Origin of the sequence: Agromyces aureus, from assembly GCF_001660485.1 — a bacterium.
GTDB classification, from domain to species: domain Bacteria; phylum Actinomycetota; class Actinomycetes; order Actinomycetales; family Microbacteriaceae; genus Agromyces; species Agromyces aureus.
Genome location: NZ_CP013979.1, coordinates 4,246,505 through 4,271,732, shown reverse-complemented (window position 1 = coordinate 4,271,732; position 25,228 = coordinate 4,246,505). Strand labels below are relative to the sequence as shown.

Annotated in this window: 27 protein-coding genes; 11 read left to right on the top strand and 16 right to left on the bottom strand. The window is 71.5% G+C overall.

The window, feature by feature from the left end:
• The first annotated feature begins 103 nt into the window (after positions 1 to 103).
• On the top strand, positions 104 to 664 hold the full coding sequence (locus ATC03_RS19150) for a hypothetical protein (RefSeq protein ID WP_152031023.1): 561 nt from the start codon (positions 104 to 106) through the stop codon (positions 662 to 664).
• A 31-nt stretch (positions 665 to 695) separates the two neighbouring features.
• Here ATC03_RS19150 and ATC03_RS19145 read toward each other — a convergent pair whose 3' ends face one another.
• The 3 genes from ATC03_RS19145 to ATC03_RS19135 all read right to left on the bottom strand — a co-directional run bounded on the left by ATC03_RS19145 (position 696) and on the right by ATC03_RS19135 (position 3,149).
• Positions 696 to 1,151, bottom strand: a complete 456-nt coding sequence (locus ATC03_RS19145) for a GbsR/MarR family transcriptional regulator (RefSeq protein WP_067880703.1) — start codon at positions 1,149 to 1,151, stop codon at positions 696 to 698.
• Positions 1,144 to 1,983, bottom strand: a complete 840-nt coding sequence (locus ATC03_RS19140) for an alpha/beta fold hydrolase (RefSeq protein WP_227820173.1) — start codon at positions 1,981 to 1,983, stop codon at positions 1,144 to 1,146. The genes ATC03_RS19145 and ATC03_RS19140 overlap by 8 nt, the downstream gene beginning before the upstream one ends.
• Before the next feature lie 143 nt (positions 1,984 to 2,126).
• Entirely contained in the window at positions 2,127 to 3,149 is a 1,023-nt protein-coding gene (locus ATC03_RS19135; RefSeq protein ID WP_067880697.1) for an alpha/beta hydrolase, read from the bottom strand.
• Positions 3,150 to 3,220: 71 nt separating this feature from the next.
• On the opposite strand from ATC03_RS19135, the gene ATC03_RS19130 reads away from it, so the two are divergent.
• Complete coding sequence (locus tag ATC03_RS19130) at positions 3,221 to 3,886, top strand: TetR/AcrR family transcriptional regulator (RefSeq protein WP_067880694.1); 666 nt, start codon at positions 3,221 to 3,223, stop codon at positions 3,884 to 3,886.
• Here the strand turns inward: ATC03_RS19130 and ATC03_RS19125 are convergent.
• Positions 3,883 to 4,704 carry a PDC sensor domain-containing protein gene (locus tag ATC03_RS19125; protein WP_067880691.1) on the bottom strand — a complete coding sequence of 274 codons (822 nt, stop codon included), beginning with the start codon at positions 4,702 to 4,704 and terminating at the stop codon, positions 3,883 to 3,885. The two genes, ATC03_RS19130 and ATC03_RS19125, sit on opposite strands and share 4 nt — an antisense overlap.
• Positions 4,701 to 5,549 carry a FadR/GntR family transcriptional regulator gene (locus ATC03_RS19120; protein ID WP_067880688.1) on the bottom strand — a complete coding sequence of 283 codons (849 nt, stop codon included), beginning with the start codon at positions 5,547 to 5,549 and terminating at the stop codon, positions 4,701 to 4,703. The genes ATC03_RS19125 and ATC03_RS19120 overlap by 4 nt, the downstream gene beginning before the upstream one ends.
• A gap of 110 nt (positions 5,550 to 5,659) precedes the next feature.
• Between ATC03_RS19120 and ATC03_RS19115 the strand changes: the two genes are divergently transcribed.
• The 5 genes from ATC03_RS19115 to ATC03_RS19095 all read left to right on the top strand — a co-directional run bounded on the left by ATC03_RS19115 (position 5,660) and on the right by ATC03_RS19095 (position 10,571).
• Complete coding sequence (locus ATC03_RS19115; protein WP_067880685.1) at positions 5,660 to 6,727, top strand: ABC transporter ATP-binding protein; 1,068 nt, start codon at positions 5,660 to 5,662, stop codon at positions 6,725 to 6,727.
• A 59-nt stretch (positions 6,728 to 6,786) separates the two neighbouring features.
• Positions 6,787 to 7,968 carry an ABC transporter substrate-binding protein gene (locus tag ATC03_RS19110; protein WP_067880682.1) on the top strand — a complete coding sequence of 394 codons (1,182 nt, stop codon included), beginning with the start codon at positions 6,787 to 6,789 and terminating at the stop codon, positions 7,966 to 7,968.
• Entirely contained in the window at positions 7,968 to 8,870 is a 903-nt protein-coding gene (locus tag ATC03_RS19105; protein WP_055853888.1) for an ABC transporter permease, read from the top strand. Before ATC03_RS19110 ends, ATC03_RS19105 begins: the two co-directional genes overlap by 1 nt.
• A 9-nt stretch (positions 8,871 to 8,879) precedes the next feature.
• Positions 8,880 to 9,680, top strand: a complete 801-nt coding sequence (locus ATC03_RS19100; protein ID WP_067880678.1) for an ABC transporter permease — start codon at positions 8,880 to 8,882, stop codon at positions 9,678 to 9,680.
• Between the two features lie 66 nt (positions 9,681 to 9,746).
• Positions 9,747 to 10,571, top strand: a complete 825-nt coding sequence (locus ATC03_RS19095) for an alpha/beta fold hydrolase (RefSeq protein WP_084003637.1) — start codon at positions 9,747 to 9,749, stop codon at positions 10,569 to 10,571.
• A 45-nt stretch (positions 10,572 to 10,616) separates the two neighbouring features.
• Here the strand turns inward: ATC03_RS19095 and ATC03_RS19090 are convergent, their stop codons facing one another.
• Positions 10,617 to 11,516, bottom strand: coding sequence for a helix-turn-helix transcriptional regulator (locus ATC03_RS19090; protein ID WP_067880675.1), 900 nt, complete (start codon positions 11,514 to 11,516; stop codon positions 10,617 to 10,619).
• A gap of 160 nt (positions 11,517 to 11,676) precedes the next feature.
• Between ATC03_RS19090 and ATC03_RS19085 the strand changes: the two genes are divergently transcribed.
• Together ATC03_RS19085 and ATC03_RS19080 are read left to right on the top strand one after the other, a co-directional pair.
• Positions 11,677 to 12,930, top strand: coding sequence for an MFS transporter (locus ATC03_RS19085; protein ID WP_067880672.1), 1,254 nt, complete (start codon positions 11,677 to 11,679; stop codon positions 12,928 to 12,930).
• A 43-nt stretch (positions 12,931 to 12,973) separates the two neighbouring features.
• The gene (locus tag ATC03_RS19080; RefSeq protein ID WP_067880669.1) at positions 12,974 to 14,017 is read left to right on the top strand and encodes a zinc-dependent alcohol dehydrogenase family protein; all 1,044 of its coding nucleotides are present in this window, start codon (positions 12,974 to 12,976) and stop codon (positions 14,015 to 14,017) included.
• A gap of 37 nt (positions 14,018 to 14,054) precedes the next feature.
• Here the strand turns inward: ATC03_RS19080 and ATC03_RS19075 are convergent, their stop codons facing one another.
• Positions 14,055 to 14,282, bottom strand: coding sequence for a hypothetical protein (locus ATC03_RS19075; protein ID WP_067880666.1), 228 nt, complete (start codon positions 14,280 to 14,282; stop codon positions 14,055 to 14,057).
• A 70-nt stretch (positions 14,283 to 14,352) separates the two neighbouring features.
• On the bottom strand, positions 14,353 to 15,006 hold the full coding sequence (locus tag ATC03_RS19070; protein WP_067880662.1) for a LysE family translocator: 654 nt from the start codon (positions 15,004 to 15,006) through the stop codon (positions 14,353 to 14,355).
• A gap of 126 nt (positions 15,007 to 15,132) precedes the next feature.
• Here ATC03_RS19070 and ATC03_RS19065 point away from each other — a divergent pair, with 126 nt between their 5' ends.
• Positions 15,133 to 16,521 carry an aminotransferase-like domain-containing protein gene (locus tag ATC03_RS19065; RefSeq protein ID WP_067880659.1) on the top strand — a complete coding sequence of 463 codons (1,389 nt, stop codon included), beginning with the start codon at positions 15,133 to 15,135 and terminating at the stop codon, positions 16,519 to 16,521.
• 6 nt (positions 16,522 to 16,527) lie between these two features.
• On the opposite strand, the gene ATC03_RS19060 is transcribed toward ATC03_RS19065, so the two are convergent.
• The gene (locus tag ATC03_RS19060) at positions 16,528 to 16,887 is read right to left on the bottom strand and encodes a DoxX family protein (protein ID WP_067880656.1); all 360 of its coding nucleotides are present in this window, start codon (positions 16,885 to 16,887) and stop codon (positions 16,528 to 16,530) included.
• A gap of 42 nt (positions 16,888 to 16,929) precedes the next feature.
• Between ATC03_RS19060 and ATC03_RS19055 the strand changes: the two genes are divergently transcribed.
• Positions 16,930 to 17,526 carry a TetR/AcrR family transcriptional regulator gene (locus ATC03_RS19055; RefSeq protein ID WP_067880653.1) on the top strand — a complete coding sequence of 199 codons (597 nt, stop codon included), beginning with the start codon at positions 16,930 to 16,932 and terminating at the stop codon, positions 17,524 to 17,526.
• Positions 17,527 to 17,596: 70 nt separating this feature from the next.
• Here the strand turns inward: ATC03_RS19055 and fdxA are convergent, their stop codons facing one another.
• The 7 genes from fdxA to ATC03_RS19020 form a co-directional block, all read right to left on the bottom strand.
• On the bottom strand, positions 17,597 to 17,917 hold the full coding sequence (gene fdxA, locus ATC03_RS19050) for a ferredoxin (RefSeq protein WP_067880649.1): 321 nt from the start codon (positions 17,915 to 17,917) through the stop codon (positions 17,597 to 17,599).
• Positions 17,914 to 19,341, bottom strand: a complete 1,428-nt coding sequence (locus ATC03_RS19045) for an FAD-dependent oxidoreductase (RefSeq protein WP_067880646.1) — start codon at positions 19,339 to 19,341, stop codon at positions 17,914 to 17,916. Before ATC03_RS19045 ends, fdxA begins: the two co-directional genes overlap by 4 nt.
• Positions 19,338 to 20,216 carry a uroporphyrinogen-III C-methyltransferase gene (cobA, locus tag ATC03_RS19040; RefSeq protein WP_084003635.1) on the bottom strand — a complete coding sequence of 293 codons (879 nt, stop codon included), beginning with the start codon at positions 20,214 to 20,216 and terminating at the stop codon, positions 19,338 to 19,340. Before cobA ends, ATC03_RS19045 begins: the two co-directional genes overlap by 4 nt.
• Positions 20,217 to 20,313: 97 nt before the next feature.
• Positions 20,314 to 21,666: a sulfate adenylyltransferase subunit 1 gene (locus tag ATC03_RS19035; RefSeq protein ID WP_067880643.1), complete on the bottom strand. Its 1,353-nt coding sequence runs from the start codon at positions 21,664 to 21,666 to the stop codon at positions 20,314 to 20,316.
• Positions 21,666 to 22,589: a sulfate adenylyltransferase subunit CysD gene (gene cysD, locus ATC03_RS19030; protein ID WP_179947889.1), complete on the bottom strand. Its 924-nt coding sequence runs from the start codon at positions 22,587 to 22,589 to the stop codon at positions 21,666 to 21,668. The genes ATC03_RS19035 and cysD overlap by 1 nt, the downstream gene beginning before the upstream one ends.
• Positions 22,586 to 23,329, bottom strand: a complete 744-nt coding sequence (locus tag ATC03_RS19025) for a phosphoadenylyl-sulfate reductase (RefSeq protein ID WP_067880637.1) — start codon at positions 23,327 to 23,329, stop codon at positions 22,586 to 22,588. Before ATC03_RS19025 ends, cysD begins: the two co-directional genes overlap by 4 nt.
• Positions 23,326 to 25,098: a nitrite/sulfite reductase gene (locus ATC03_RS19020; RefSeq protein ID WP_067880634.1), complete on the bottom strand. Its 1,773-nt coding sequence runs from the start codon at positions 25,096 to 25,098 to the stop codon at positions 23,326 to 23,328. Before ATC03_RS19020 ends, ATC03_RS19025 begins: the two co-directional genes overlap by 4 nt.
• Between the last annotated feature and the right edge of the window lie 130 nt (positions 25,099 to 25,228).

Genomic DNA, 25,228 nt, shown 5'->3' with positions numbered 1-25,228 from the left:
TGCTCGCCCCTCAGGGCCCGCCCCGATGCCGCGCGCGCAGCACGGACCTACGCTCGCAGCGGCTCCGCCGGGGATGGCGCGGGCCACCGAGCAGGGAGGCATCATGAGCGAGCACGCGAACCGGACCGAGCTCGAACCGGCCGTCGAGCAGTGGACCCTCGAGGCGCTGCAGGAGGCGAAGATCGGTCGAGCGAGCCGTGCCGGCCGGATCTCGTCCGCCCGCCTGAGCGAGGCCGTTCGGCACCGGCACGACCAGCTCATCGAGGGGCTCGACGCCCCCGTGATCTCGATGTCGGCCAGGCATCCGTGGGTCGACGGCGGCCGCATCGACATGTTCAAGCCCGGCCGGTGGGACACCGAGTACGACCTCGTCTTCATGTCGTCGGACTTCGCGCCGAACTCGGCGTCGATCGGTTACGGCGCCGTGGTCGCGCCCTCCGACGGCACCTATCTCGTGGCGGTGCGGTTCAGCGGCCACGAGACGACGCTCCGCCTGCAGGGGCCGTGGGGCGTCCAGACGGCCTTCTCGGCGACGACCTCCGACCACCCGACCCTCACGGCCGTGTGGACCGGTGCCGCCGGGGCGCACCTGAACTTCACGTTCCTCTTCACGGGCGGCATCATCGGCTACCTGGAGGCGATCGACATCCACCTGCTCGGCTGACCCGAGGCTGAGCCGGCGTGGTGTCGGGCGGTCAGGCGGGCGGCGTCACCGGGCTCGACGCGCGCTGCCGGAGCATCCGCTCGCCCGCATCGATGTAGGCCTCGAACAGGTCGGTGACGTCGTGCAGCCGCTCGGCCGCGTGCTCGTCGTCGGTCAGCGCCCGCGCGCCGTGCAGCGCCCTGATGAACACGCGGGATCGCGCGTGACTCGCCGCGAGCAGCTGCTCGAAGCCGCCGGCGGCCTCGACCAGCAGCCGACGGCTGCCCGGCTGGGCGATGGTGCGGGCCAGGCCCCACGAGACGAGTTCGCGCGTCGAGGTGCTGACGGCGCCCGCGCTGAGTTCGAGGTCTGCCCGGAGTTGCTCGGAGGTCGACGGCGTGCCGTGCAGCAGCAGGTAGCCGTACACGCGACCCGTCGCCCTCGGCAGGCTCCACGACGCGAGTGTCTCACCCATCACGTCGATGAACCGGCGTTGCTCGTCATCCATCGTCGCGCGCTCCTTCGAACGGTGGGAGGGGCGGATGCCACTGGCCGAGCAGGTGCAGCAGCGTCTGCGTGGTCGCGTCGGGGGCGTCGAGGGTGACCAGGTGCCCGGCCTGCGGCACGACGTGCTCGGCGATGCCCTCGGCCTCGGCCCAGCGCGGCATCGCCGTGGAGATGTTGCCGGTGCGGTCGAGGGCGCCCCTGATCAGCGTGAGCGGCACCGGGGTTCGGTACGCCGGATCGGGCGCGACGAGTGATGCGGTCTCGCGCCACACGTCGAGGAACACGCGTTTCGGCATGCGCGCGAACACCGCCTCGGCTTCGCTGATCGCCTCAGCGCTCGCGGCCGAGGCCCGAGCCATCAGCCTCGGGAGGCTCGATGCCGGGATGAGCCCCAGCATCGGCGCCGCCGCCCGCAGGCCGAGGCGTTCGACGCGGGTCAGGGGGCCGGCGTTCCAGGTCGAGTCGAGCACGATGAGCCCGCTCACCCGCTGCGGGTGTGCTCGCACGAACGCCTGCGAGAGGTTGCCGCCGAGGGAGTGCCCGATCAGCGTCGGCCGACCGGGCCCGGTGTGCTCGATGAGCCAGGCCAGGTCGTCGAGCGCATCCGTCGCCGTGAACCTCGCCCCGGCGTGCAGGGCCGACTTGCCGTGGCCGCGAAGGTCCCAGACGATCACGCGATACCCGGCGAGCTCGAGGGCACGCGCCTGCACGTCGAACATCGAGTGGTCGTAGCCCGCGCCGTGCGTGAACACGACGGCCAGGTCGGAGTTGCCGCCGCGGTCGGCGAACCGGAGGTCGGCGCCGTGCCGCGTCTGCTGCTGATCGAGTTTCACTATTCTCTGAATATACAGCGAATCAGCATGCCGGTCGAGGAGCGAAGCGCCTCGAGACCAGCGGCTCCGCGAATGCGCAGCGTGGTGCTGGTCTCGATATGGCGCTGGCGCGCCTACTCGACCGGCGGGCGGTGCCCGGGCGCCTACTCGACCATCGGATGCGCCGGCGTCAGCGCCGCATCCGGAGCCGTGACGAAGTCGACGACCGCGTCGAGGGTCACATCGGCGCGCAGGATGCGGTTGTGTCCGAGCCCGTCGGTCGGTACGAAGCGCGTGCGCCCGGGGTTCGCGGCGGCGATCTTCGGGGCCTCGGCGAACGGCACCCTGCGGTCGCCGCGGTCGTGCACGACGAGCAGCGGCACCCCGTCCGGCAGCGGGTGCGCGAGCGCCGAGTAGCGCTGGAACGGGTTCTCGACGTCGGAGAACAGCTTGCGTGCGAATCCGCGTGCGAGCGCATCTCGGGTCGCCGCGTCGAGGCCGACCAGCCTGCCGAACTCGTCGACGAACACGTGGGCCGAGCCCGCGGCGGCGACGGACGCGACGCGACGCGTGTCGACGCCCTCGCCCGGCGCGAGCAGCGAAGCCGTGCCGCCGAAGGAGTGCCCGATCAGCGCATGGAACCGCCCGTACCGCTGCTGCAGCGCCGACAGGATGTCGAGGTGGTCGACGAGGTAGGTGTCACGGCCGGGCGAGTCGCCGTTCGCGGGCGCGTCGAACGCGACCACGCGGAAGCCCTCGCTCCGCAGTTCGCGAACCAGGGGTGCGAAGACGCTCGCCCGCGACTGCCACCCGTGCGCGAGGACGACGACGTCGGGCCCGCCGCCCCACTCGTAGGTCACCACGTCGACACCCGTGCGCCGGATGCCCGGAATCCGCACGTGCCCGCGCCGGGCGTCAGTGTGCGTCGCGGCGTCGGCTCCGGCGACCGGAACCCGTCGGCCGACGCGCGTGAACAGCGGCAGGGCGAGTCGAGCTCCCAGTTCTGGCGAGATCTTCGAGGCGAGGCGGATGCCGCCGGCCACCGCCTTCAGTGCGATCGGCGTCGCGGGCGGCGCAGACGCCGGCGCGAGCGGCGCACGTGCGGCACCTCGTTCGTCGGCACGAACCATACGCACCGGGTCGGTCATGGTCGGGATCGACGCGGTGTCGGATGCCGGTGCGCTCACGGGGTGCCTCCAGAAACTCTACGAACGTTCGTACGTAGAGTGTACGAACGTTCGTGCGTAAACTGCAAGACATGACGATGATCGACGGCAGACGGGCTCGCGGGGACGCCTCGCGACGGATCGTGCTCGCGCACGCCGCCGACCTCGCCTCGATGGAGGGCCTCGACGGCCTCTCGATCGGGCGTCTCGCCGCCGAGGCGGACGTGAGCAAGAGCGGCATCGCGACGCTGTTCGGCTCGAAGGAGCAGCTGCAGCTCGCGACCGTCGCCGCGGCGGCCGAACGGTTCACCGCGACCGTGATCGAACCCGCACGGGTGCAGCCACGCGGCATCCGTCGCCTGACCGCGCTGCTCGACCGCGTCGTCGCGTACTCCGAGGATCGCGTCTTCCCTGGCGGCTGCTTCTTCTCCGCCAGCGCGGCCGACTTCCACTCCAAGCCGGGCCCGGTGCGCGACGCCCTCGCCGACCAGCTCGAGAGCTGGCTCGGCTACCTCGCGGCCTCCGCCCGCTTCGCGACCTCGCAGGGCGAACTGCCCCTGCTCGACGACCCCGACCAGCTCGCCTTCGAACTGCAGGGCACGTTCGAGTGGATGAACCTGATGGCCGTCATCCGCGAGGCCGACAGCGCGGTGCACTACGCCCGCGCCCGCAAGGCGTACCACGGGCGCCTCATCGCCTACGGCGGCGACCCGGCGATCGCCGAGCTCGTCCTCGAGCCCGGCGCCGCGATTCGCTAGTTCGGCGGAGCCTCGGCCACGAGCGCGAGCGTGGTGTCGCCGCAGGGCAGCACGAGCTCTCCGCCGCTCAGCACGGCCGAATGCCCGGGGTGCTCCTCGTGCAGGGGCGCGAGCGATTCCGACAGGCCGTCGAGCCGCAGCAGCGCGCCGGTCGCACGTCGCGAGTCGGTCGAGGCGAGGATCCGGCCCGAGGCGTTCACGAGCGTGCAGGCGCCGCCCCACTCGCGCAGCACGGGCAGCAGTTCGCGTTCGAGCCTGGCGACGTACGCGTCGGCGCCCACCACGCCGACCATCTCGCCGTCGGCCATGACGGGCGTCGTGATCGTGACCGTGTAGTCGTCGGTGCAGAGGTAGTCGACGTACGGGCCGGTGAGGTGACGGCGGCCGGAGCGGGCGGGCACGCGCCACCACTCGAGCGTCGTGTAGTCGCGGAACTGGTCGGAGTCGGGATCGCTCACGGCCTCGAGGCGGCGCAGGCTCGCGACGCCCGGGGCGCCGGCGCCGAACGAGTTCGCGCTGCTCAGCCACCAGGCGAGGTGCCATTGCGCGTCGGCGAGGAATCCGGGGGCGGCCACGAAGCCGGCGCCGGTGATGAGGGCGCCGTCGCGTTCGAGCTCGCCTCCGACGAGGGCCGCGACGACGGCGTCGAGCGTGCTCGCCTCGGCCGCCTTCGAGCCGGTGAGGGCGCCGGCGAACGGGCCGGCGAGCTCGGCCTCGAGCACCCCGCGCCATCCGTCGACCATGGCCAGGACCGGTTCGATCGTCGCCGCGACGCGCCACGCGATGTGCTCTGCCGCGAGATCGAGAGTGGTGCTCACGCGGGGGCTCCTTCCGCTGATGCCGCGTCGACGACGGATGCCTCGTCGGCGACGGTGACCCGGTCGGTGACGGATGCCGCACCGCCGGCCGGGTGCGCCGCCTGGTCGATTCGGGACTTCTCATCGACCAGCCACTGCACCGCGGAGGCGATGAGCTCCGTCGTGACGCGACGTGCACGTTCGGGTTGCACGTCGCGGATGGCCTGGATCACGTCGAGCCGCGCGATGCGGCTGCGGTCACGAGCATCTTCCTCCCGGAGGCCCATCCAGAGCAAGGGTCCGGCCTCGGCCTGCAGTCGCAGCTCCTCCTGCACGAGGCGCGGTGACTGGCTCACGGCGGCGACCTCGAGCTGGAATCGTCCGACGGCCCGGCGCGCGCCGCCGGCCGTCGCGAGGTCGGCGCGGGCGTCGATGTCGGCGAGGCTGGCGAGGTCGTCTTCGCTCGCCCGGTCGGCGGCGACCTCGGCCGCCATGCCCGCGATCGCGGAGTAGTGCAGTGAGAGATCGCGGATCTCGACGCGGCTGAGCGAGCGCAGTCGCCGCTCGACGAGGCGGGCCGAGGTATCGGGATCGAAGGTCACGAAGCTGCCGCCGTCGCGGCCTCGTCGGGTGTGCACGAGGCCGTTGTCGCGCAGCGCGACGAGCGCCTCGCGCGCGGTGACGACGGCGACCCCCAGCCGTCCCGCGAGGTCGGATTCGCTGGGCAGCCGCTCGCCGTCGCGCAGCACGCCGGCGACGATCGCGTCGGTGATGCGCTGCTCGACGAGTTCGGCGCGACCGGCACCCTCGAGCGGGGCGAAGACCACGGCTCGGGTCGCGTCGGTTCGGCCGGCGGCGTGCGGCATCCGCCCTCCCGGGTCGGCTCGGAAACTGTGACACGACCGTAACACGAAGGTCTGGCGGCAGACATCTGGATCCATATGATTTTGAACACGCCTCGCGAAGGAGCACAGCAATGACCGACAGCCAGCCGGCGATCAGGCTGACCGGACTCACCAAGGAGTTCGGGGCCGTGACCGCCGTCGACCACGTCGACCTCGAGATCGCGGCCGGGGAGTTCTTCTCGATGCTCGGCCCCTCGGGCTCGGGCAAGACCACCGTGCTGCGACTCATCGCCGGGTTCGAGCAGCCGACGAGCGGCTCCATCGAGCTGTTCGGCGAAGACGTCACCAAGCGCGCCCCGTTCGACCGCGACGTCAACACGGTCTTCCAGGACTACGCGCTCTTTCCGCACATGAGCGTGCTCGACAACGTCGCCTACGGGCTGCGCGTGCGCGGCATCGGCAAGAAGGCGCGCACCGAACGGGCACGCCGCGCCCTTGCCTCTGTGCGGCTCGAGCAGATGGCTGACCGCAAGCCGTCGCAGCTCTCGGGCGGGCAGCGGCAGCGCGTCGCCCTCGCCCGGGCCACGGTCGTCGAACCCAAGGTGCTGCTGCTCGACGAACCCCTCGGCGCCCTCGACCTCAAGCTCCGCGAGCAGATGCAGGTCGAGCTCAAGCAGATCCAGCGCGACCTCGGCATCACGTTCATCTTCGTCACGCACGACCAGGAGGAGGCGCTCACGCTCTCCGACCGGGTCGCCGTGTTCAACGACGGCCGCATCGAGCAGCTCGGCACGCCCGCCGAACTCTACGAGCGGCCGGGCTCGCGCTTCGTCGCCGGATTCGTCGGCACCTCGAACCTGTTCGACGACGCACGCTCGCAGGCCCTCCTCGGGCGCGGCGGCGAGCACTCCGTGCGCCCCGAGAAGCTCGTCGTCACCGCCGAACCCGAGACCGGCGACGGCGTGCGCAGCGCACCGGGCACCGTGGTCGAGGTCATCTACCTCGGCAGCGGCATCCGCACCGTCGTCGATCTCGATGCGGGCCTGCGCGTCACCGTGGTCGCGCAGAACGACCGCCGCGCCCTCGCCGCGGGCGACCGCGGCGACCGCGTGCACGTCAGTTGGCACGACGCCGACGTCGTCGCGCTCGCCTCAGCACCTCCATCGAGCGAGGCGGATGCCGCGGCATCCGTCGCTTGAACCGCACCGCAGCTCAGCACCACTCGCACCCCTGCAGTCCCACACAGAAGGAGAGAACCATGAAGCGCATTCCGCACACGGCCCGCCGTGGCGCGGTCGTCGGCCTCGCGATCGCCTCGGTCGCGTTGCTCACGGCCTGCGGCACCTCGAGCGGTTCCGGCGACTCGGGCGGCGAGGCCGCGACCGAGCTCGGCGACTACGAGGGCCAGGTCTCGATCCTCGCGTGGCCGGGCTACGTCGAGGACGGCTCGAACGACCCCGCCGTCGACTGGGTCACCCCGTTCGTCGACGAGACCGGCTGCAAGGTCACCACGAAGACGTTCGGCACGTCGGATGAGGCGTTGAACCTCATGAAGACGGGCGACTACGACGTGGTCTCCGCCTCGGGCGACGCCTCCCTGCGCCTCGTCGCCGCCGGCGACGTCGCCCCCGTGAACACCGATCTCATCCCGAACTACGAGGGCATCTACCCCTTCCTGAAGGACCAGGCCTGGAACTCGGTCGACGGCGTCTCGTACGGCGTGCCGCACGGCTACGGCGCCAACCTGCTCATGTACAACACGGAGGAGTTCCCGACGGCGCCCACCTCGTGGGACGTCGTGTTCGACAAGGCCTCCGAGAACGCGGGCAAGGTCACGGCCTACGACTCCCCGATCTACATCGCGGATGCCGCGGTCTACCTCATGGCGCACGAGCCCGACCTCGGCATCGAGAACCCCTACGCGCTCGACGAGGAGCAGCTCGCTGCGGCCGTCGACCTGCTGAAGGTGCAGCGCGAGAGCATCGGCGAGTACTGGTCCGACTACCTCAAGGAGATCCAGGCCTTCACGACCGGCGACTCCGTCGTCGGCACGAGCTGGCAGGTCATCGAGAACGTGCTCGAGGGCGAAGGCGCGGCGACCGACGTCGTGCTGCCCGAGGAGGGCGCGACCGGATGGTCCGACACCTGGATGATCGCGTCCGAGGCGAAGAACCCGAACTGCGCCTACGCGTGGCTCGACTACATCGCCAGCCCCGAGGCCAACGCCGCCGCGACCTCGTACTTCGGCGAGGCCCCCTCGTCGGATGCCGCGTGCGACTACCGCGAGGACTGCGAGGCCTACCACGCCGGTGACGCCGACTACGCGTCGCAGATCTGGTACTGGTCGACCCCGATCGAGAAGTGCCTCGACGGGCGCACGGATGTCACGTGCACCGACTACGCCGCCTGGACCGCCGCGTGGCAGGAGATCAAGGGCTGATGACCTCGGCCTCAGTGGAGTCCCGTCCACGCCGCTCTGCGGCGCGGGCGGGCTCCGCCTTCCTCACGACCCACCCGCGCACGCGGTTGGCGCTGCTGCTGGCGGCGCCCCTGTTCTGGCTCGTCGTGGTCTACATCGTCGCGCTCGCCCTGCTGCTCGTCACGGCGTTCTGGTCGGTCGACAGCTTCACGGGCGAGATCACGACCGAGTTCACCCTCGACAACATCATCGAGGTCGTCACCGGATCGCTCTACCAGACGGTGACCCTGCGCACGGTCGGCGTCGCGCTCGCCGTGACGCTCATCGACGTGGTGCTGGCGCTGCCCATCGCATTCTTCATGGCGAAGGTCGCCTCGCCGCGCATGCAGCGCGTGCTCGTGATCCTCGTGCTCACGCCGCTCTGGGCGTCGTACCTCGTCAAGGCGTACGCCTGGCGCTCGGTGCTCTCGCAGGACGGCATCCTCGAGTGGCTGCTCGCCCCGTTCGGCGGGCACACGCCCGGCTACGGGCTCCCGGCGACGATCATCACGCTGTCGTACCTGTGGCTGCCGTACGTGATCCTGCCCATCTACGCCGGGCTCGAGCGCGTGCCGGACTCGCTGCTCGAGGCGTCCGGCGACCTCGGCGGCAAGTCGTGGTCGACCCTGCGCCTCGTGGTCTTCCCGCTCATCCTGCCCGCGATCATCGCCGGCACGATCTTCAGCTTCTCGCTCTCGCTCGGCGACTACATCACCGTGAACATCGTGGGCGGCGCGAACCAGATGCTCGGCAACCTCGTGTACACGAACGTGGGCGCCGCGAACAACCTCCCGCTGGCGTCCGCGATCGCGCTCATCCCGATCGTGATCATCTTCGGCTACCTGTTCCTCGTGCGCCGCACCGGCGCGCTCGACAACCTCTAAGGCAGACGGATGCGCCTCTCCCGCCCCGCTCGCGTCACGCTCGGCGTGATCACCGCGATCATCCTCGTGATCGTCTACGTGCCGCTGTTCGTCGTGCTCGTGAACTCGTTCTCGACGTCGACCTCGCTGACATGGCCGCCGCCCGGATTCACGTTCGAGTGGTGGGTGAAGGCGTTCCAGAGCGCCGGCGCACTCGAGGCGGTGCTGACGAGCGTGCAGGTCGCGATCGTCGCGACGATCATCGCGCTCGTGCTCGGCACGCTCATCTCGTTCGCGCTGCAGCGGTTCGCGTTCTTCGGCCGCGAGGCGATCAGCCTGCTCGTGATCCTGCCGATCGCCCTGCCCGGCATCATCACCGGCATCGCGCTGAACAACTTCTTCCGCACGATCATGGGCGTGCCGCTCTCGATCTGGACCGTCGTCATCGCGCACGCCACGTTCTGCATCGTCACGGTCTTCAACAACGTGATCGCGCGCCTGCGGCGGCAGGGCACGAACCTCGAGGAGGCCTCGGCCGACCTCGGCGCCGGCGTGTGGACGACGTTCCGGCTCGTGACGTTCCCGCAGCTGCGATCGGCGCTCCTCGCCGGAGGCCTGCTCGCGTTCGCGCTCTCGTTCGACGAGATCATCGTGACGACGTTCACCGCGGGCTCAGGGGTGACGACGCTGCCCATCTTCATCCTGAACAACATGTTCCGGCCGAATCAGGCGCCCATCGTCTCGGTCATCGCCGTGGTGCTCGTGCTCGTGTCGATCATCCCGATCTACATCGCGCAGAAGCTCTCGGGGCCGGCCGACCAGAAGCGGTAGTCCTCGCCGCCGGTCGAGTAGCGAAGCGTATCGAGACCTGTCGGGCGCGCCGGGTAGTGTCGGCGGGTGCAGACCTTCCACGCCCTCGACGGCACCGAACTCGCGTACAGCACCATCGGCACCGCCTCGTCCGAGCGGCCTCCCGCGCTCGTCGTGCCCGGCGGTCCGTGCCGCGGCGTCGACTACCTCGAGGACCTCGCGGGCGTCGGCGCCGAACGGCAGCTCGTGGTGCTGCATCCGCGTGGCACGCCCACGTCCGGTGGTCGCTCGAACGGCTGGTGGGCCGACGCCGACGACCTGATCGCGCTCGCCGACCACCTCGGGCTCGACCGGTTCGACGTGGTCGGGCACTCCGCCGGCACGCGGCTCGTGCTCGCGGCATCCGCACGCTTCCCCGATCGGCTGCGCCGCCTCGCGCTCATCACCCCTGCGGCGGCGTGGCTCACGGATGCCGCGTGGGACGGCGACGCGATCGGCGGGCGCCGCGGCGACCCGGCGGTGATCGCGGCGCTCGAGTCGCTCACCGGGGCCCAGCCCGTCGATCAACGCCAGTGGGATGCCGCCCGTGCCGTCGAAGCGCCCGCCGGATACGCGCACTGGACCGCCCGCGAACGCAGCCACAGCATTGTCGGCGGCTGGGAGCTCGCCGCCGTCGAGGCGTGGTTCACGGGGATTCCGGATGACGCGGCGGCCCGGGTCCTCGCGGCGCCCCGCATCCCGACCCTCGTGATCGGCGGCGACGCCGACATCCTCTCGGGGGTCGCGCCGGTGGCGGCGTACGCCGAGGCGCTCGGCGCGGAGTTGCGCACGATCCCCGACTGCGGTCATTACCCGTGGGTGGAGCAGCCCGAGGCGTTCCGGGCGGCGCTCGGCGGGTGGCTCGCGGCATGAGCCCCGCCGAAGCGACTCGCGTGCAGCCCCGGCGCGGTCAGGCGGTCAGGACCCCGACGTCGTCGCGGTGACGCCCGGCGCGGTCGCCGCCCAGCTCGCCAGCAGCCTGATGCGCTCCTCGTGCGTGGTGCCCGGCTCGGCGGTGTAGATGTTCAGGTTTCGCGCGGGTCGGGCCGGGTTGGCGAGCTCGGCCGACTGGTAGGTCAGTTCGACGAACCCGACGACCGGGTGCTGGAGCCGCTTGATGCCCTCGTGGAGGGTGCGCACGTCGTGGGCGGCCCACATCTCGGCGAACTCCGGGCTGCTGGTCGACAGTTCGCCGATGAGCTCGCGGAGCTGGCGGTCGTTGGGCTCGCGACCAGCCTCGGAGCGCAGGAGCGCGACCGTCGCCTTCGCCCCGCCCTCCCAGTCGACGAAGAACTCGCGCGCGACCGGGTCGAGGAAGTGGAACCTGGCGAAGTTCGGCCGGCGCCCCTGCGCGGTGACGCTCTCGAACATGGGAGCGTGCAGGGCCCGGCCGAGCGCGTTCGAGGCCACGAGGTCGAGCCGGCCGTTGCGCAGGAACACCGCCGACATGCTGATGGAGTCGATGAGCCACTGCACCGGCTCCTCGACGTCGCCCTCCTTGGGGCGCGGATCCGGTCGCCGCCGTGGGCGCGCGGCCTTCGCGAGGTCGAAGAGGTAGGTGCGCTCGTCGTCGCTGAGCTGGAGTGCGCGTGCGACGGCGCCGAGGACCTCTTCGGAGACCCCGGTGATGTGGCCCTTCTCGAGGCGGGTGTACCACTCGGTGCTCACGCCCGAGAGCACGGCGACCTCCTCGCGCCGGAGGCCCGGCACCCGACGGCGGCTGCCGGCGGGCAGGCCGACCTGCTCCGGGGTCACGCGTGCGCGACGGGTGACGAGGAAGTCCCGGATCTCGTCGCGGTTGGGTGGCGGGGTGTCCATGTGCCAACGGTAACCCCGCTGCACCCGATCAGCGGGGGGAGAACCTGTACCCCCCACAGACGCGACCTCCCGCCTGCGCACGAGAGCGGGTGTCATGGATGGAGTCACCTCGACCGCACATCGTCGCCCGGTCGCCCCCCCGCCAGCGCCGAAGGATCGCATGAGCACCGAGACCATCCAGACCGTCCACGCCCCCGTTCCCCCTGCCCCCGAGGCCGCGTCCACCGGTCGCACCCGCCTGCCCTCGGTCGTCTACGTTCTCGCGGCGGGCACCTTCCTCATGCTCACGACGGAGTTCGTCGTCGCCGGCATCCTGCCCGAGATGGCCGCCGACCTGCAGATCTCGCTCCCGCAGGCCGGCAGCCTCATCACCGTCTTCGCGATCGGCATGATCGTCGGCGCGCCCACGATGGCGCTGCTCACGATGCGGATGTCGAAGCGGTTCACCCTGGTGCTCGCGATGCTCGTCTTCGTCGTGGGGCACGTCGTCGTCGCGCTGAGTTCGAGCCTGCCGGTGCTGCTGACCGCCCGATTCGTCACGGCGCTCGCGACCGGCGCGTTCTGGGCCGTGGCGGCCGTCGTCGCGACGCGGGCGGCCGGGGCATCCGCCGGTGCGCGGGCGCTCGGCATCGTGACCGCCGGAGGGGCCCTCGCCACGGTCGTCGGCGTGCCGGTCGGTGCGTTCATCGCACAGGGCGTCGGCTGGCGGGGCACCTTCTGGGTGCTCGCGATCGCGGCCGCCTTCGCGACCGTGCTCATCGCGCGACTGGTGCCCGCCGACGGCGCGGGAGCACCGACGACCTCCCTGCGCACCGAGCTGGCCGGCTTGCGGTCGACCCGCCTGTGGTTGGCGCTGCTCGCCTGCGTCACGACGACCGGCGGCGTGCTCGCGGCCTACTCGTTCGTGGCGCCGATCCTCACCGACCAGGCCGGGGTGCCTGCGGCGCTCGTGCCGCTGGTGCTGACCGGGTTCGGCGTCGGCTCGTTCATCGGCACGATCCTGGGCGGCCGCTTCGGCGACGCGCACCCGGGGCTCGTCACGATCGTGACGCCGGCCGTGACGACCGTGCTCCTCGCGGCGATCAGCATGACGACGGGCGCGCCCGTCGCGATGACGGTCCTGATCGTGCTGCTCGGCCTGTTCGGGCTGAGCGCGAACGGCGTGCTCATCAACCTCGCGGTGCGCCATGCGGGCAACGCGGCGACGCTCGGTTCGGCGCTGGCCGTCTCGGCGTTCAACGTCGGCACCGCGGCCGGCAGCGCCGTCGCAGGCCTCGCCCTGACCTCGTCGCTCGGGGTGCACGGTCCGGCCGCGGTCGGTGCGGTCATCGTGGCCCTCACGCTCATCCCGGTCGTCGCGCTCGCGGTGCTCCGCCGCCGCGAATCGTCGCCCGCCGCAGCGACCCGTCCCTGAACCCATCCCATCCAACCCACCCATCGAACGAAGAAGGAAGACCATGCTCGCCACCCTCATGTACGGCCCCGGAGACGTCCGGATCGAGAACGTGCCCGACTCCCGCATCAAGAACTCGACCGACGCGCTCGTGCGCATCACCGCCTCCTGCATCTGCGGATCCGACCTGCATCCCTACCACTCGATGGATGCCGCGGGCGGCCCCGCACGCATGGGCCACGAGTTCATCGGCATCGTCGAGGCCGTGGGCGCCGACGTCGTGACCGTGAAGCAGGGCGACCTCGTGGTCTCGCCTTTCGCGGTCTCCGACAACGTGTGCGAGATCTGCCGCGAGAACCTGCAGACCTCGTGCCTGCACCACGAGGCGAACTTCTGGGACGGCATCTCCGACGAGGGCGGGCAGGCCGAGGCCATCCGCGTGCCGCTCGCCGACGGCACGCTCGTGAAGCTGCCGGTCGCCGCCGAGTCGGCGCTCATCCCGTCGCTCCTGACGCTCTCCGACGTGTTCGGCACGGGGTACCACGCCGCCGTCGCGGGCGGCGTGACCGAGGGCTCGACCGTCACCGTGATCGGCGACGGCGCCGTGGGCCTCCTCGCCGTGCTCTCTGCGAAGCGTCTCGGCGCCGAGCGGATCATCCTCATGGGTCGGCACCAGTCGCGCACCGACCTCGGCCGCGAGTTCGGGGCGACCGACGTCGTCTCCGCGCGCGGCGAGGAGGGCATCGCGCTCGTCCGCGAGCTCACGGGCGGCCACGGCACGCACGCCGTGCTCGAAGCCGTCGGTCACATGCCCGCCTACGAGCAGGCACTCGGCGTCGTGCGTCGCGGCGGCGTGATCAGCCGCGTCGGCGTGCCCCAGTACGAGGTCGCGCCGATCGGGTTCGGCAGCCTCTTCCGGCACAACATCCGCCTCGCCGGCGGGCCCGCACCGGTTCGCGCCTACATCGAGGAGCTCATGCCCGACATCCTCGAGGGGCGCATCGAGCCCGGCAAGGTCTTCGACGCCACGACCGACCTCGCCGGAGTGCCCGCCGGATACCGCGACATGGACGAGCGCACGAGCCTCAAGGTGCTCGTGACCCCGTGACCCCGTGACCCGTGGCGCCGTGTGCCGGGTCGGTCGCTCAGCGGTTGACCCAGTGCATCGAGAGGTAGTGCGCGACCGCCTCTCGGGCCTCGGTCGGGTCGGGGCGGGGGCCGGCACCGACGGCCGAGGTCCCTGTGACGCCGGCGCGCGACATCCGGAGTTCGCGTACCCGCTCGATGAGTGCGAGACGAACACGGGCGAGCGAGCGGATGCCGCACGCCCGCGCGGCGGGCATCGGTTCGGTCGTGGCGACGGTGCAGGTCATGTCGTTCGTCCTTTCGTGGAGGTTCTGCGGGTGCGGGTGCGGGTGCCGGTTTAGGAGCCGCGTGGCGGCGTCACGGTGCCGACGTGGCGGGCATGGGCGCCTCGACGAGCAGGGTGACGCCGACCGCCGCGAGCAGTGCGGCGGTCGTGCGGCGCTGCCAGGGCATCCACTTCGGCCGCCGCAGCAGGAATGCTGCGATCGCGCCGGCGGCGAGGATGAGCAGCGCGTTGACCATGAGGCTGACGGCGATCTGCACGCCGCCGAGCACGAAGCCCTGCGCGATGACGCCGCCGCGCTCCGGGTCGATGAACTGCGGGATGAGCGCGACGTACATGATCGCGGCCTTGGGGTTCAGCAGGTTCGTGACGAGGCCCATCGAGAACAGGCGCAGCCGGGAGTCCCTCGCGAGGTCGTGCACCTCGAAGAGCCCGCCACCGCGACGGGCGAGGGCGCGCCAAGCCAGGAACAGCAGGTAGAGCGCGCCAGCGACCTTGAGCACGATGTAGAGCCACGGCACGACGACGAAGACCGCGGCGAGGCCGAGGTTCGCCATGGTCAGGTACACGACGAACCCGACGACGGTGCCCGCGAGCGAGACGAGCCCGGCGACCGAGCCCTGCGACAGGCTGCGCGACACGAGGTAGATCATGTTCGGGCCGGGCGTGAGCACCATCACGAGCGCGACGAGGGCGATGCCCAGCAGTGCACCCGGTTCGACCGGCATCGCAGGCTCCCTTGATCTCGCTCGCGGCTCGGAGCGGATGCCGGGGCCGCGCGTGGGTCCACCTTGGTACACTCACGAGAAATCGACCAAAGTGTCACACGACACTTCCGATGGCTCGGAGGGCCCATGCGCGTCTCATCGGGGTGGAGTCCACGACTCGCGGATGCCGGTGCGCCGACGTCCGAACGACTCGTCACGGCGCTCGCCGAGGACATCCTCGACGGCGTGGTTGCCGAGGGCGAGCGCCTGCCCGCGCACCGCGCCCTGGCCGAGGAGCTCGGGGTCGCTCTCGGAACCGTGACGAAGGCGTACGCCGAGCTCGGCCTGCGCGGACTCGTGCGCGGCACCCACGGCCGTGGCACGTTCGTCAGCTACCGGGCCTCGCCGACCTCGGGCACCGTGGATCTCGCGATGAACATGCCGCCGCGCCTGCTCTCCGACGAGGTCATCGGCGACGCGCTCGCCGCGAGCGCCCACCGGGTCGACGCCGAGGTGCTCTCGGCGTGCGGCCCGCCAGGTGGCCGGCTCGAGTACCGCCGCACGGCCGCCGCGTGGCTCGCCTCGTCGGGGCTCGAGCTGCCGCCCGAGGAATTGGTGCTCGCGCACGGCGCACAGCAGGGCATCGTCGCGGTGCTCATGGCCGTCGGGCGGCCCGGGCGACCCGTGCCCGTGTACACCGAGGAGGTCACGTTCCACGGCGCGCTGAGCTACGCCCGGCTCGCCGGCCACTCGGTGCACGGGGTGCCGATCGATCGGCAGGGCATGCGACCCGACCTGCTCGACCGCATGCTCGCGCTCGACGCACGGGCGGGGGCCCATGCCGGCATCCGCCCGGTCGTGTACGTCACGCCGACCCTGCAGAACCCGACGGGCGCGACGATGTGCGCCTCGCGACGCCGTGAGCTCGTGCGGGTCGCCCGCTCCCACGACGTGCTGGTCATCGAAGACGATGTCTACGCGCTCTCGGAGGAGCGCACGGCGCCTGCGCTCGTCGAGCTCGCGCCCGAGCGCACGTTCCATGTGAGCAGTGCGTCGAAGGCGCTGAGCCCGGCGATCCGCCTCGGCATGGTCAAGGCGCCCTGCGCGTTCCGGCCGCGCGTCGCCGACGCCGTGCGCTCGCTCGGCCTGCCCGTCTCGCCGCTCATCTGCGTGCTGCTCGACGAGCTCGTGGGCGCGGGCATCGCCTCGACCGTACGGGCGTCGATCCGTGACGAGGGCGCCCGGCGAACCGCACTCGCTCGCGAGCAGCTCGGTTCGGCGCTCTTCCTCGCGCCGAAGACCGGGTACCACGTGTTCCTGCCGATGCCGCCCGAGCACGCTCGCCGGCTCGCCGCGGCCGCGCAGGATGCCGGGGTGCTGGTGACGGACCCGGACTCGATGCTCGCCGACCCGCAGGGCTCGCGCGTCGGCGGGGTGCGGCTCAGCCTCGGCGCCCCGCCCATGGCCGAGCTCGCGCGCGGCCTCTCGGTCGTACGCGACCTGCTCGGCGCAGCGCCGACGCCCTCCGGGAAGTGAGCCCGCTCAGGCGAGGAAGCACCAGATCAGGGTGCCGACGCACAGCACGAGCATGCCGGTCGCGTTGACGAACAGGTTGCGCCCGAGGTCGCGCGCGCGGACGTGCATCGAGATCGCGACGACGAAGTAGGCGACGAGCGCGCCCGTGGTCACGACGCCGAGGTACGGAATCCAGATGCCGGCGATCAGTCCGAGCGCCGCCGCGAACTTGATCGGCGCGGCGATCCACCACCACCGGCGCGGGAACCGCACGTCCTCGAAGCAGGCCGCGATGAATGCGACGGGCCTGAGGCACAGGATGCCGTCGGCGAATTGGATGAGCGCCAGCACGACGACGGGCCAGACAGGATCGGGAATCGTCGTCATGTCAGCACCTCCTGCTCCGTACCATACGGTATGGTACGGAGCATGTCCACCCGTGAAGCCTGGCTCGACGAGGGCCTCGTCGTGCTCGCAGAACAGGGTGCGCCCGGCGTGCGCACCGACCGCATCGCCGCACGACTCGGCCTGACGAAGGGGTCGTTCCACCACCACTTCGCCGGCGCTGCCGACTACCGGCGCGCCTTGCTGGCCAGACATGAGCAGGGAACGCTCGACGCGCTCGAACGGGCCGGCGCCGAGGCATCCGCTCGTCCGGGAGTCGAGGCGCTCGCGCTCCTGCGGGATCGCAGTGCCGAGCTGCACGACCAGCCGCTCGAGGCCGCCGTGCGGGCCTGGGCGTTCCAGGACGACGACGCGCGGGCGACGCAGGCGCGCATCGACGCAGCGCGACTCGCCGCCCTGACCGCGTTGTGGGCCACGATCACGGGCGACGAGTCGTCCGCACGCATCGCGGCACTACTGCCCCACCTCATGGTCATCGGCGCCGCCATGGCGGTACCGCCCGTCGACCGCGACGACCTCGCACGACTCTTCGACCTGCTCGTGGCGCTCGCCCCGCACGTCACCCACGCCGATTCAGGCGAACGACGTCAGGTCAGGACCGAACCGGCGGATCCGGCCTGACTACCGGGCGTCTGCCTGAATTCGGGTCGCGCCGACGACAGACGACAGCCGACAGCCGATCGGCGAGCCGTCAGTGCGCCTGCGAAGGCAGTGCGCTGATGACCGGGTGGTCCTTGGCGATGACGCCGACCTTGGCGGCGCCGCCGGGCGAGCCGAGGTCGTCGAAGAACTCGACGTTGGCCTTGTAGTAGTCGGCCCATTCTTCGGGGAGGTCGTCTTCGTAGTAGATCGCCTCGACGGGGCAGACGGGTTCGCAGGCACCGCAGTCGACGCATTCGTCGGGGTGGATGTAGAGCGAGCGCTCACCCTCGTAGATGCAGTCGACCGGGCACTCGTCGATGCAGGCGCGGTCCTTGACGTCGACGCACGGCAGCGCGATGACGTAGGTCACGAGACGACCAGCGACCCGTCGCGCGAGATCTCGACCTGCTCGTCGCGGGGCACGACCTTGACGCGCTCGCGCACGACCTCGCCGTAGTGCTCGGGCGCCTCGAACGCCTCGCCGAGCGAGCGCTCGTGCGCATCGAGCGTGAGCCAGCCGTTCCACGTCGTGTAGGCCACCTCGCGCGAGTCGAGCAGCGCGAAGATCTCCTCGCCGTCGGCCGCGTCGACGAGGGCCGCCGGGAGCGAGCCCGCCGTGGCATCCGCGACCAGGTTCGTGATGGTCTCGAGCGCGTCGCCCTTGGTGTGCCCGATGAGGCCGACCGGGCCGCGCTTGATCCAGCCGGTCGCGTAGACGCCGGGCAGGTGGGCGCCAGAGGCGTCGGTCACACGGCCGCCCTCGTTGGGGATGACGGCCTTGCGCTCGTCGAACGGCACGCCGTCGACGGGTGAGCTCGCGTAGCCGACGGCGCGGTAGATCGCCTGCACGGGGATGTCGGTGAACTCGCCGGTGCCCTCGACCGAGCCGTCGCCGACCGGGCGCGTGAGCTCGAAGCGCACGGCCTCGACGGCGTCGGTGCCGAGCACCTCGACGGGGGCGTGCAGGAAGTGCAGGTGCAGGCGACGCGACGCGGTGTACTCGTGGTCGGCGGGCTTGCGCCAGGAGTTGAGCGTGCGGGTCATGACCTTGACCTGGTTGTTCGACGCGAAGAGCTGCTCGGCGTGCGGGTCGTTCGCGGCGCGCTCGAAGTCGGCGTCGTAGACGATCACGTCGACGTCGGGCACCTCGCCGAGTTCGCGCAGCTCGATGGGCGTGAACTTCACGTGGCCGGGGCCGCGGCGGCCGAAGACGTGCACGTCGGTGACGGGCGACGCCTCGAGGCCCTCGACGACGTTCGCCGGGACATCCGTCGACAGCAGGTCTTTCGGGTGCTTCGCGAGCACGCGGGCGACGTCGAGCGCGACGTTGCCGTTGCCGATGACGGCGATCGACTGCGCCCCGAGCGGCCAGGTGCGGGGAACGTCGGGGTGACCGTCGTACCAGGCCACGAAGTCGGCCGCGCCGTACGAGCCGGGCAGGTCGATGCCGGGGATGTTCAGGGGTGCGTCGCGCAGCGCGCCGGTCGCGAAGATGACGGCGTCGTAGCGCTCCTGGAGCTCGGCGACCGTGACGTCGCGGCCGACTTCGACGTTGCCGATGAGGCGGATCGTGCCCGCGTCGAGCATCTCGTGCAGCGAGTTGACGATGCCCTTGATGCGGGGGTGATCGGGCGCCACGCCGTACCGGATCAGGCCGTAGGGCGCGGGCAGCGACTCGTACAGGTCGATGGCGACCTCGCCGCCGAGCTCGGTGACCTGGCGGTTCAGGATGTTGCCGGCGTAGATGCCGGCGGGGCCGGCGCCGATGATCGCGACGCGGAGGGAGAGGGTCATGGCTGCGTGGTCTTCCATTCTGCGGAGGCGGGGGCCTCGGGGGAGGTGATCGCGGCAGGCGCGCCGGCCGCGGACGTGATGGCGTCTGGTGCGTAGGGGCTCAGGGTCACCACGTCGCCGACGACGACGACTGCGGGCGAGCGGATGCCGCGGCGGGCCGCCTGCAGTGCGATCGTGTCGAGCGTACCCACTGTGACACGCTGACCTGAGCCGTAGCCGTCTTCGATGATCGCCACAGGGCATTCACGGCCGCGCTCGCCGCGGGAGAGCGTGATCGCGGAGTTCGCAAGGGTGCCGACGCCCATGAGGAGCACGACCGTGTGGTCGCGGCCACCGCCGAGCGACTGGATCTGGTCATGCCCGGTGACGACGGTGAACGTGGTCGCGAGGCCCCGGTGCGTGAGCGGGATGCCGGCGATCGCCGGAACCGAGATGGCGCTCGTGATGCCGGGCACGACCTCGACGGCGATGCCGGCCGCCTGGCAGAAGGCCACCTCTTCGCCGCCACGGCCGAAGACGAACGGGTCGCCGCCCTTGAGCCGCACGACGCGCTTGCCGTCCAGTGCGAGGCTCACGAGGAGGACATTGATCGCGTCCTGCGGCACGGCGTGGTGGCCGGGCAGCTTGCCGACGTCGACGACCTCGGCCGAGAGGTCGACGCCCTCGGCGGCGAGTCCGTCGAGCACCGAGCGGGCGCCGAGGCGGTCGGCGACGATGACGTCGGCGGCCTCGAGCGCGCGCAGGCCGCGGATCGTCAGCAGACCCGCATCGCCGGGGCCCGCGCCGACCAGCGTGACGCGTCCGGCCTCGGGGCGCGGTCGGGCGGCGGCGACGTGCGCCGTCAGGGTTCCATCAGGGTTCGAGGCTGTGGTCATGCGAGGCCTCCGGCGATCACGGCGGTGGTGACGATCGCGGCGGCGAGCAGGATCCCGCCGACGACGCCCGCGATCGTGCGGGTGCGGGTCGTGACGCTCATACGGCAACCCAGGCCGCGGCGGCCTCGGCCTCGGCGAGGTCTTCGGGCGATGCAGGAGGCGCGTCGGTCACGATGCCGGCCGCGAGCGTGTAGCCCGACTGCGGGTCGATCACGAGAAAGGCGCCCGCGCGCCGGTGCGTCGCGTACTCCTCGACGGGCAGCTCGGCGGCGAGGCGCACCCGCACCTGCCCGATGTCGTTGATCTCGAGCGCGGCGGCCGGTTCGAGGGCGAGCGTGTCGAGGTCGCGTCGTCCGACGATGTCGGTCACGAGCGCCTGCACGGTGCTGGTGCCCGACTTGACGAGCACGCGGGCACCCGGGCGCAGGGGCGTCGCGCCGAGCCAGAAGGCCGAGGCGTCGAGCTCGCGTCGCGGCGTGGGCAGCGCGCCCTCGGCGACGATCACGGCACCGCGCGCGGCGTCGAGCTGGTCGGCGAGGCGCAGCGAGACCGAGCGGGGGGCGGATGCCGAGTCCACCGTCGTCGACCCCGCGTCGATGCCCGTGACGGTCGTCGTCGCGCCGCCCGGGAACACCTGCACCCGGTCTCCGACGCGCACCGTTCCGGAGGCGATGCGTCCGGCGAACGCCCGGTAGTCGCGGAACGCCTCGGCGTCGGCGACGTCGTGCGCGAGCGACCCCTGCGGCCGGATCACGAGCTGCACCGGCATCCGCAGTGCCTCGAACTCGGTCTCGAGCTCGTCGAGCGAGGGCAGTGTCTCGAGCAGTTCGAGCAGGCTCGGGCCGTCGTACCAGGGCGTGTTCGTCGAACGGTCGACGATGTTGTCGCCTGCGAGGGCCGAGACCGGGATCACGTGCGTGTCGGCGAGGCCGAGTTCGCGCGCGAGCGCGGCGACATCCGATGCCACCGTGTCGTACGCGGCCTCGGAGTAGTCGAGCAGGTCGATCTTGTTGACCGCGATGATGACGTGCGGCACGCGCAGCAGGGCGACGACCGCGAGGTGGCGGCGGGTCTGCTCGAGCACGCCGTTGCGTGCGTCGACGAGCACGACGACCGCGTCGGCCGTGGTCGCGCCGGTGACCATGTTGCGCGTGTACTGCACGTGCCCGGGGCAGTCGGCGAGGATGAACGACCGGCGCCCCGTGGAGAAGTAGCGGTAGGCGACGTCGATCGTGATGCCCTGCTCGCGCTCTGCGCGCAGGCCGTCGGTGAGCAGCGCGAAGTCGATCGCGCCCGGCTCGCCGCCGAAGCCGCGCTCGGCGCTGGTGCGCGCGACCGACTCGAGCTGGTCGGCGAGGATCGCCTTGGAGTCGTGCAGCAGACGGCCGACGAGCGTGGACTTGCCGTCGTCGACGGACCCGGCGGTGGCGAAGCGGAGCAGTGCGCCCATCAGAAGTACCCGTCCTTCTTGCGGTCTTCCATCGCCGCTTCCGAGATGCGGTCGTCGGCGCGCGTGGCCCCGCGCTCGGTCAGCGTCGAGAGGGCGATCTCGCGCACGACCTCGCCGACGGATGCCGCGTCGGACTCGACCGCGCCCGTGCAGCTCATGTCGCCCACCGTGCGATAGCGCACGATGCGGCGTTCGACCGTCTCGTCGGCCCGCGCGGGCGACACGTCGGAGATCGCGCGCCACATGCCGTCGCGGAGGTAGACCTCGCGTTCGTGCGCGTAGTAGAGCGGCGGCAGCTCGATGCCCTCGCGCTCGATGTAGCGCCACACGTCGAGCTCGGTCCAGTTCGAGATGGGGAACGCGCGCACGTGCTGGCCGACGGTGTGGCGGCCGTTGTAGAGATCCCAGAGCTCGGGGCGCTGGTTGCGCGGGTCCCACTGGCCGAACTCGTCGCGGAGGCTCAGGATGCGCTCCTTGGCGCGCGCCTTGTCTTCGTCGCGACGTGCGCCGCCGAACACCGCGTCGTGCCGGCCCGCGGCGATGCCGTCGAGCAGCGGCTGCGTCTGCAGCGGGTTGCGGGTGCCGTCGGCGCGTTCGGCGAGGCGGCCGTCGTCGAGGTAGTCCTGCACCGACGCGACCTCGAGCCGGAGCCCGAGCCGCTCGACCGTGCGGTCGCGGAACTCGATGACCTCGGGGAAGTTGTGGCCGGTATCGACGTGCAGCACCGGGAACGGCACCTTGGCCGGCCAGAACGCCTTCGCGGCCAGGTGCAGCACGAGCACGGAGTCCTTGCCGCCCGAGAACAGCAGCACGGGCCGCTCGAACTCGGCGACGACCTCGCGGATGATGTGGATCGCCTCGGCCTCGAGGGCGTCGAGCGTCTCGATGCCGGTCTCGGCCGTGATGGTGTCGGTGGCGCTCATACGTGCAACCCGCATTCCGTCTTGTCGAGGCCGGCCCATCGGCCCGATCTCGGGTCGGCTCCCGCTTCGACCTTCTTCGTGCACGGCTCGCAGCCGATCGAGGGGTAGCCCTGCGTGAGCAGGTCGTTCACGGGCACCCCGAACGCGCTCGAGTAGTCGATCAGGTCGTCGAAGCTCCACGCCGCGAGCGGGTTCACCTTGACGAGCCCGTTGCGCTCGTCCCACGTCACGAGCGGCGTGGTCGTGCGCGTCGGCGCCTCGTCGCGGCGCACGCCCGTGAACCACAGCTCGTAGCCGCCCAGCGCGTCGTGCAGCGGGGCGACCTTGCGCATCGCGCAGCACTCGGCCGCGTCGCGCGCGAACAGGTCGACGCCGAACTGCGCGTTCTGCTCGGCGACGGTGAGCTCGGGCAGCACGTCGACGACGCGCACGTCGAGCGCGTCGGCCACGCGGTCGCGCGTCTCGTACGTCTTCGCGAAGTGGTATCCCGTGTCGAGGAACAGCACGTCGACGCCCGGCAGTGACTGCGCGACGACGTGCGGCAGCACCGCGTCGGCCATCGAGCAGGCGACGGCCGCGGCATCCGCCCCGAAGTTGCGTGCGACCCATGCGACGACCTCGTAGGCGGATGCCTCGTCGTCGGCCAGGTTGCGGAGTTCGGCGTTGCCCGCCTCGGCGAGGGCCTGCAGCTCGCCGTGGCTGCGCAGCGTCGCGGTGCGGGGGGCGAGCGAGACGCTCATCGCAGCACCTCCTCGTCGGCCCGGTGCGCCCACTCGGCGAACGTCTCGTCGCCCACGGCGTCGCGGTCGTCGAGGAACCGCTTGACGACCCGCTCGACGTACTCGGCGATGCCGTCGGCCTCGACCTTGAGTCCGCGCACGGTGCGACCGAGGCCGGCCTCCTCGCGGTCGGCCGTGGCGAGCCCGCCGCCGAGGTGCACCTGGTAGCCGGGCACCTGCTCGCCCGCGTCGTTCATGACGAGCTGGCCCTTGAGACCGATGTCGGCCGTCTGGATGCGTGCGCAGGAGTTCGGGCAGCCGTTGACGTGCAGGCTGATCGGGTGCGGCAGGTCGAACCCGTCGAGGGTGCGCTCGAGGTCGAGCACGGCGGCCGTGGCGAACGCCTTGGTCTCGACGATGGCGAGCTTGCAGAACTCGATGCCCGTGCACGCGATGGTGCCGCGGCGGATGAGGCTGGGGCGGGCCGAGAGGCCGAGCTCGTCGAGGCCCGTGATGAGCGACTCGACCCGGTCTTCGGGGATGTCGAGGATGACGAGCTTCTGGTGCGGCGTGGTGCGCAGTCGCGACGAGCCGTGCGCCTCGACGAGCTCGGCGAGCTGCACGAGGGTCGGGCCCGAGACGCGGCCGACGATCGGCGTGGCGCCGACGTAGAAGCGGCCGTCCTTCTGGCGGTGCACGCCCACGTGGTCGCCGTGCGCGAGCGGCTTGGGGGCCGCGGGGCCGTCGGGCAGCGGGGAGTCGAGGTACTCGGTCTCGAGCACCTGGCGGAACTTCTCGGTGCCCCAGTCGGCGAGCAGGAACTTCAGGCGCGCCTTGTTGCGCAGGCGCCGGTAGCCGTAGTCGCGGAAGATCTGGGCGACGCCGTGCCAGGCCTCGGCCACGCGCTCGGGCGCGACGAACACGCCCAGGCGCTCGGCGAGCCTCGGAGCCGTCGAGAGGCCGCCGCCGACCCAGAGGTCGTAGCCGACGCCCAGCTCGGGGTGCTCGACCGCGACGAAGGCGACGTCGTTGATCTCGTGCACGACGTCTTGGCTCGGGTGGCCCGTGACCGCCGACTTGAACTTGCGCGGCAGGTTCGCGAGCGTCTCGTCGCCGATGAACCGGCTCGTGATCGCGTCGATCTGCGGGGTCGGGTCGATGAGCTCGTCGGCCGCGATGCCCGCGACCGGGGAGCCGAGCACGACGCGCGGCACGTCGCCGCAGGCCTCGGTCGTGCCGAGGCCGACCGCCTCGAGGCGACGCCAGATCTCGGGCACGTCCTCGACGCGGATCCAGTGCAGCTGCACGTTCTGGCGGTCGGTGAGGTCGGCGGTGTCGCGGCCGAAGTCGACCGAGATCTGCCCGATCACGCGCAGCTGCTCGGTCGTGAGCTGGCCGCCGTCGATGCGCACGCGCAGCATGAAGTACTCGTCTTCGAGCTCGTGCGGCTCGAGGGTCGCGGTGCGGCCGCCGTCGATGCCCGGCTTGCGCTGCGTGTAGAGACCCCACACGCGGAACCGGCCGTGCAGGTCGGTCGGGTCGATCGACGCGAACCCGCCCTTCGAGTAGATCTCCTCGATGCGGCCGCGGACGGCGAGGCCGTTGTCGACCTGCTTCCACTCCTCGTTGCCGTTGAGCGGGGCCGTGCCGTCGACCTTCCACTGGCCGTTCGGCCGGTTGGCGCCGGGGCGGGCGGGTCGGGCCGGGCGCTCGGCGCGGGCGGGGCGTTCAGGCGCGGAGGCGCTCGTCGCGGCCGTGTCGATCGCGACATCCGTTGGCGGGGTCGTCACAGGCTGCTCCTTCCGTCGGCGGCGCCGGGTGCGCTCATGGCCTTCCGCTCGAAGCTAAGCGAGGCCGCCGGATGCCGTCAGGCGGGGGCGTCACGTCCGGTCACGTCGTGACGTATTGCGTCACAGTGGG

Coding starts and splice junctions, on each gene's coding strand:
- ATC03_RS19100 (WP_067880678.1), top strand. CDS start 8,880: ATGCGCCTCTCCCGCCCCGCTCGCGTCACGCTCGGCGTGATCACCGCG.
- cysD (WP_179947889.1), bottom strand. CDS start 22,589: ATGAGCGCCACCGACACCATCACGGCCGAGACCGGCATCGAGACGCTC.
- ATC03_RS19025 (WP_067880637.1), bottom strand. CDS start 23,329: ATGAGCGTCTCGCTCGCCCCCCGCACCGCGACGCTGCGCAGCCACGGC.
- ATC03_RS19035 (WP_067880643.1), bottom strand. CDS start 21,666: ATGGGCGCACTGCTCCGCTTCGCCACCGCCGGGTCCGTCGACGACGGC.
- ATC03_RS19045 (WP_067880646.1), bottom strand. CDS start 19,341: ATGACCCTCTCCCTCCGCGTCGCGATCATCGGCGCCGGCCCCGCCGGC.
- ATC03_RS19075 (WP_067880666.1), bottom strand. CDS start 14,282: ATGACCTGCACCGTCGCCACGACCGAACCGATGCCCGCCGCGCGGGCG.
- ATC03_RS19055 (WP_067880653.1), top strand. CDS start 16,930: ATGTCCACCCGTGAAGCCTGGCTCGACGAGGGCCTCGTCGTGCTCGCA.
- ATC03_RS19070 (WP_067880662.1), bottom strand. CDS start 15,006: ATGCCGGTCGAACCGGGTGCACTGCTGGGCATCGCCCTCGTCGCGCTC.
- ATC03_RS19090 (WP_067880675.1), bottom strand. CDS start 11,516: ATGGACACCCCGCCACCCAACCGCGACGAGATCCGGGACTTCCTCGTC.
- cobA (WP_084003635.1), bottom strand. CDS start 20,216: ATGACCACAGCCTCGAACCCTGATGGAACCCTGACGGCGCACGTCGCC.
- ATC03_RS19065 (WP_067880659.1), top strand. CDS start 15,133: ATGCGCGTCTCATCGGGGTGGAGTCCACGACTCGCGGATGCCGGTGCG.
- ATC03_RS19130 (WP_067880694.1), top strand. CDS start 3,221: ATGACGATGATCGACGGCAGACGGGCTCGCGGGGACGCCTCGCGACGG.
- ATC03_RS19110 (WP_067880682.1), top strand. CDS start 6,787: ATGAAGCGCATTCCGCACACGGCCCGCCGTGGCGCGGTCGTCGGCCTC.
- ATC03_RS19105 (WP_055853888.1), top strand. CDS start 7,968: ATGACCTCGGCCTCAGTGGAGTCCCGTCCACGCCGCTCTGCGGCGCGG.
- ATC03_RS19080 (WP_067880669.1), top strand. CDS start 12,974: ATGCTCGCCACCCTCATGTACGGCCCCGGAGACGTCCGGATCGAGAAC.
- ATC03_RS19085 (WP_067880672.1), top strand. CDS start 11,677: ATGAGCACCGAGACCATCCAGACCGTCCACGCCCCCGTTCCCCCTGCC.
- ATC03_RS19060 (WP_067880656.1), bottom strand. CDS start 16,887: ATGACGACGATTCCCGATCCTGTCTGGCCCGTCGTCGTGCTGGCGCTC.
- ATC03_RS19150 (WP_152031023.1), top strand. CDS start 104: ATGAGCGAGCACGCGAACCGGACCGAGCTCGAACCGGCCGTCGAGCAG.
- ATC03_RS19115 (WP_067880685.1), top strand. CDS start 5,660: ATGACCGACAGCCAGCCGGCGATCAGGCTGACCGGACTCACCAAGGAG.
- ATC03_RS19120 (WP_067880688.1), bottom strand. CDS start 5,549: ATGCCGCACGCCGCCGGCCGAACCGACGCGACCCGAGCCGTGGTCTTC.
- ATC03_RS19145 (WP_067880703.1), bottom strand. CDS start 1,151: ATGGATGACGAGCAACGCCGGTTCATCGACGTGATGGGTGAGACACTC.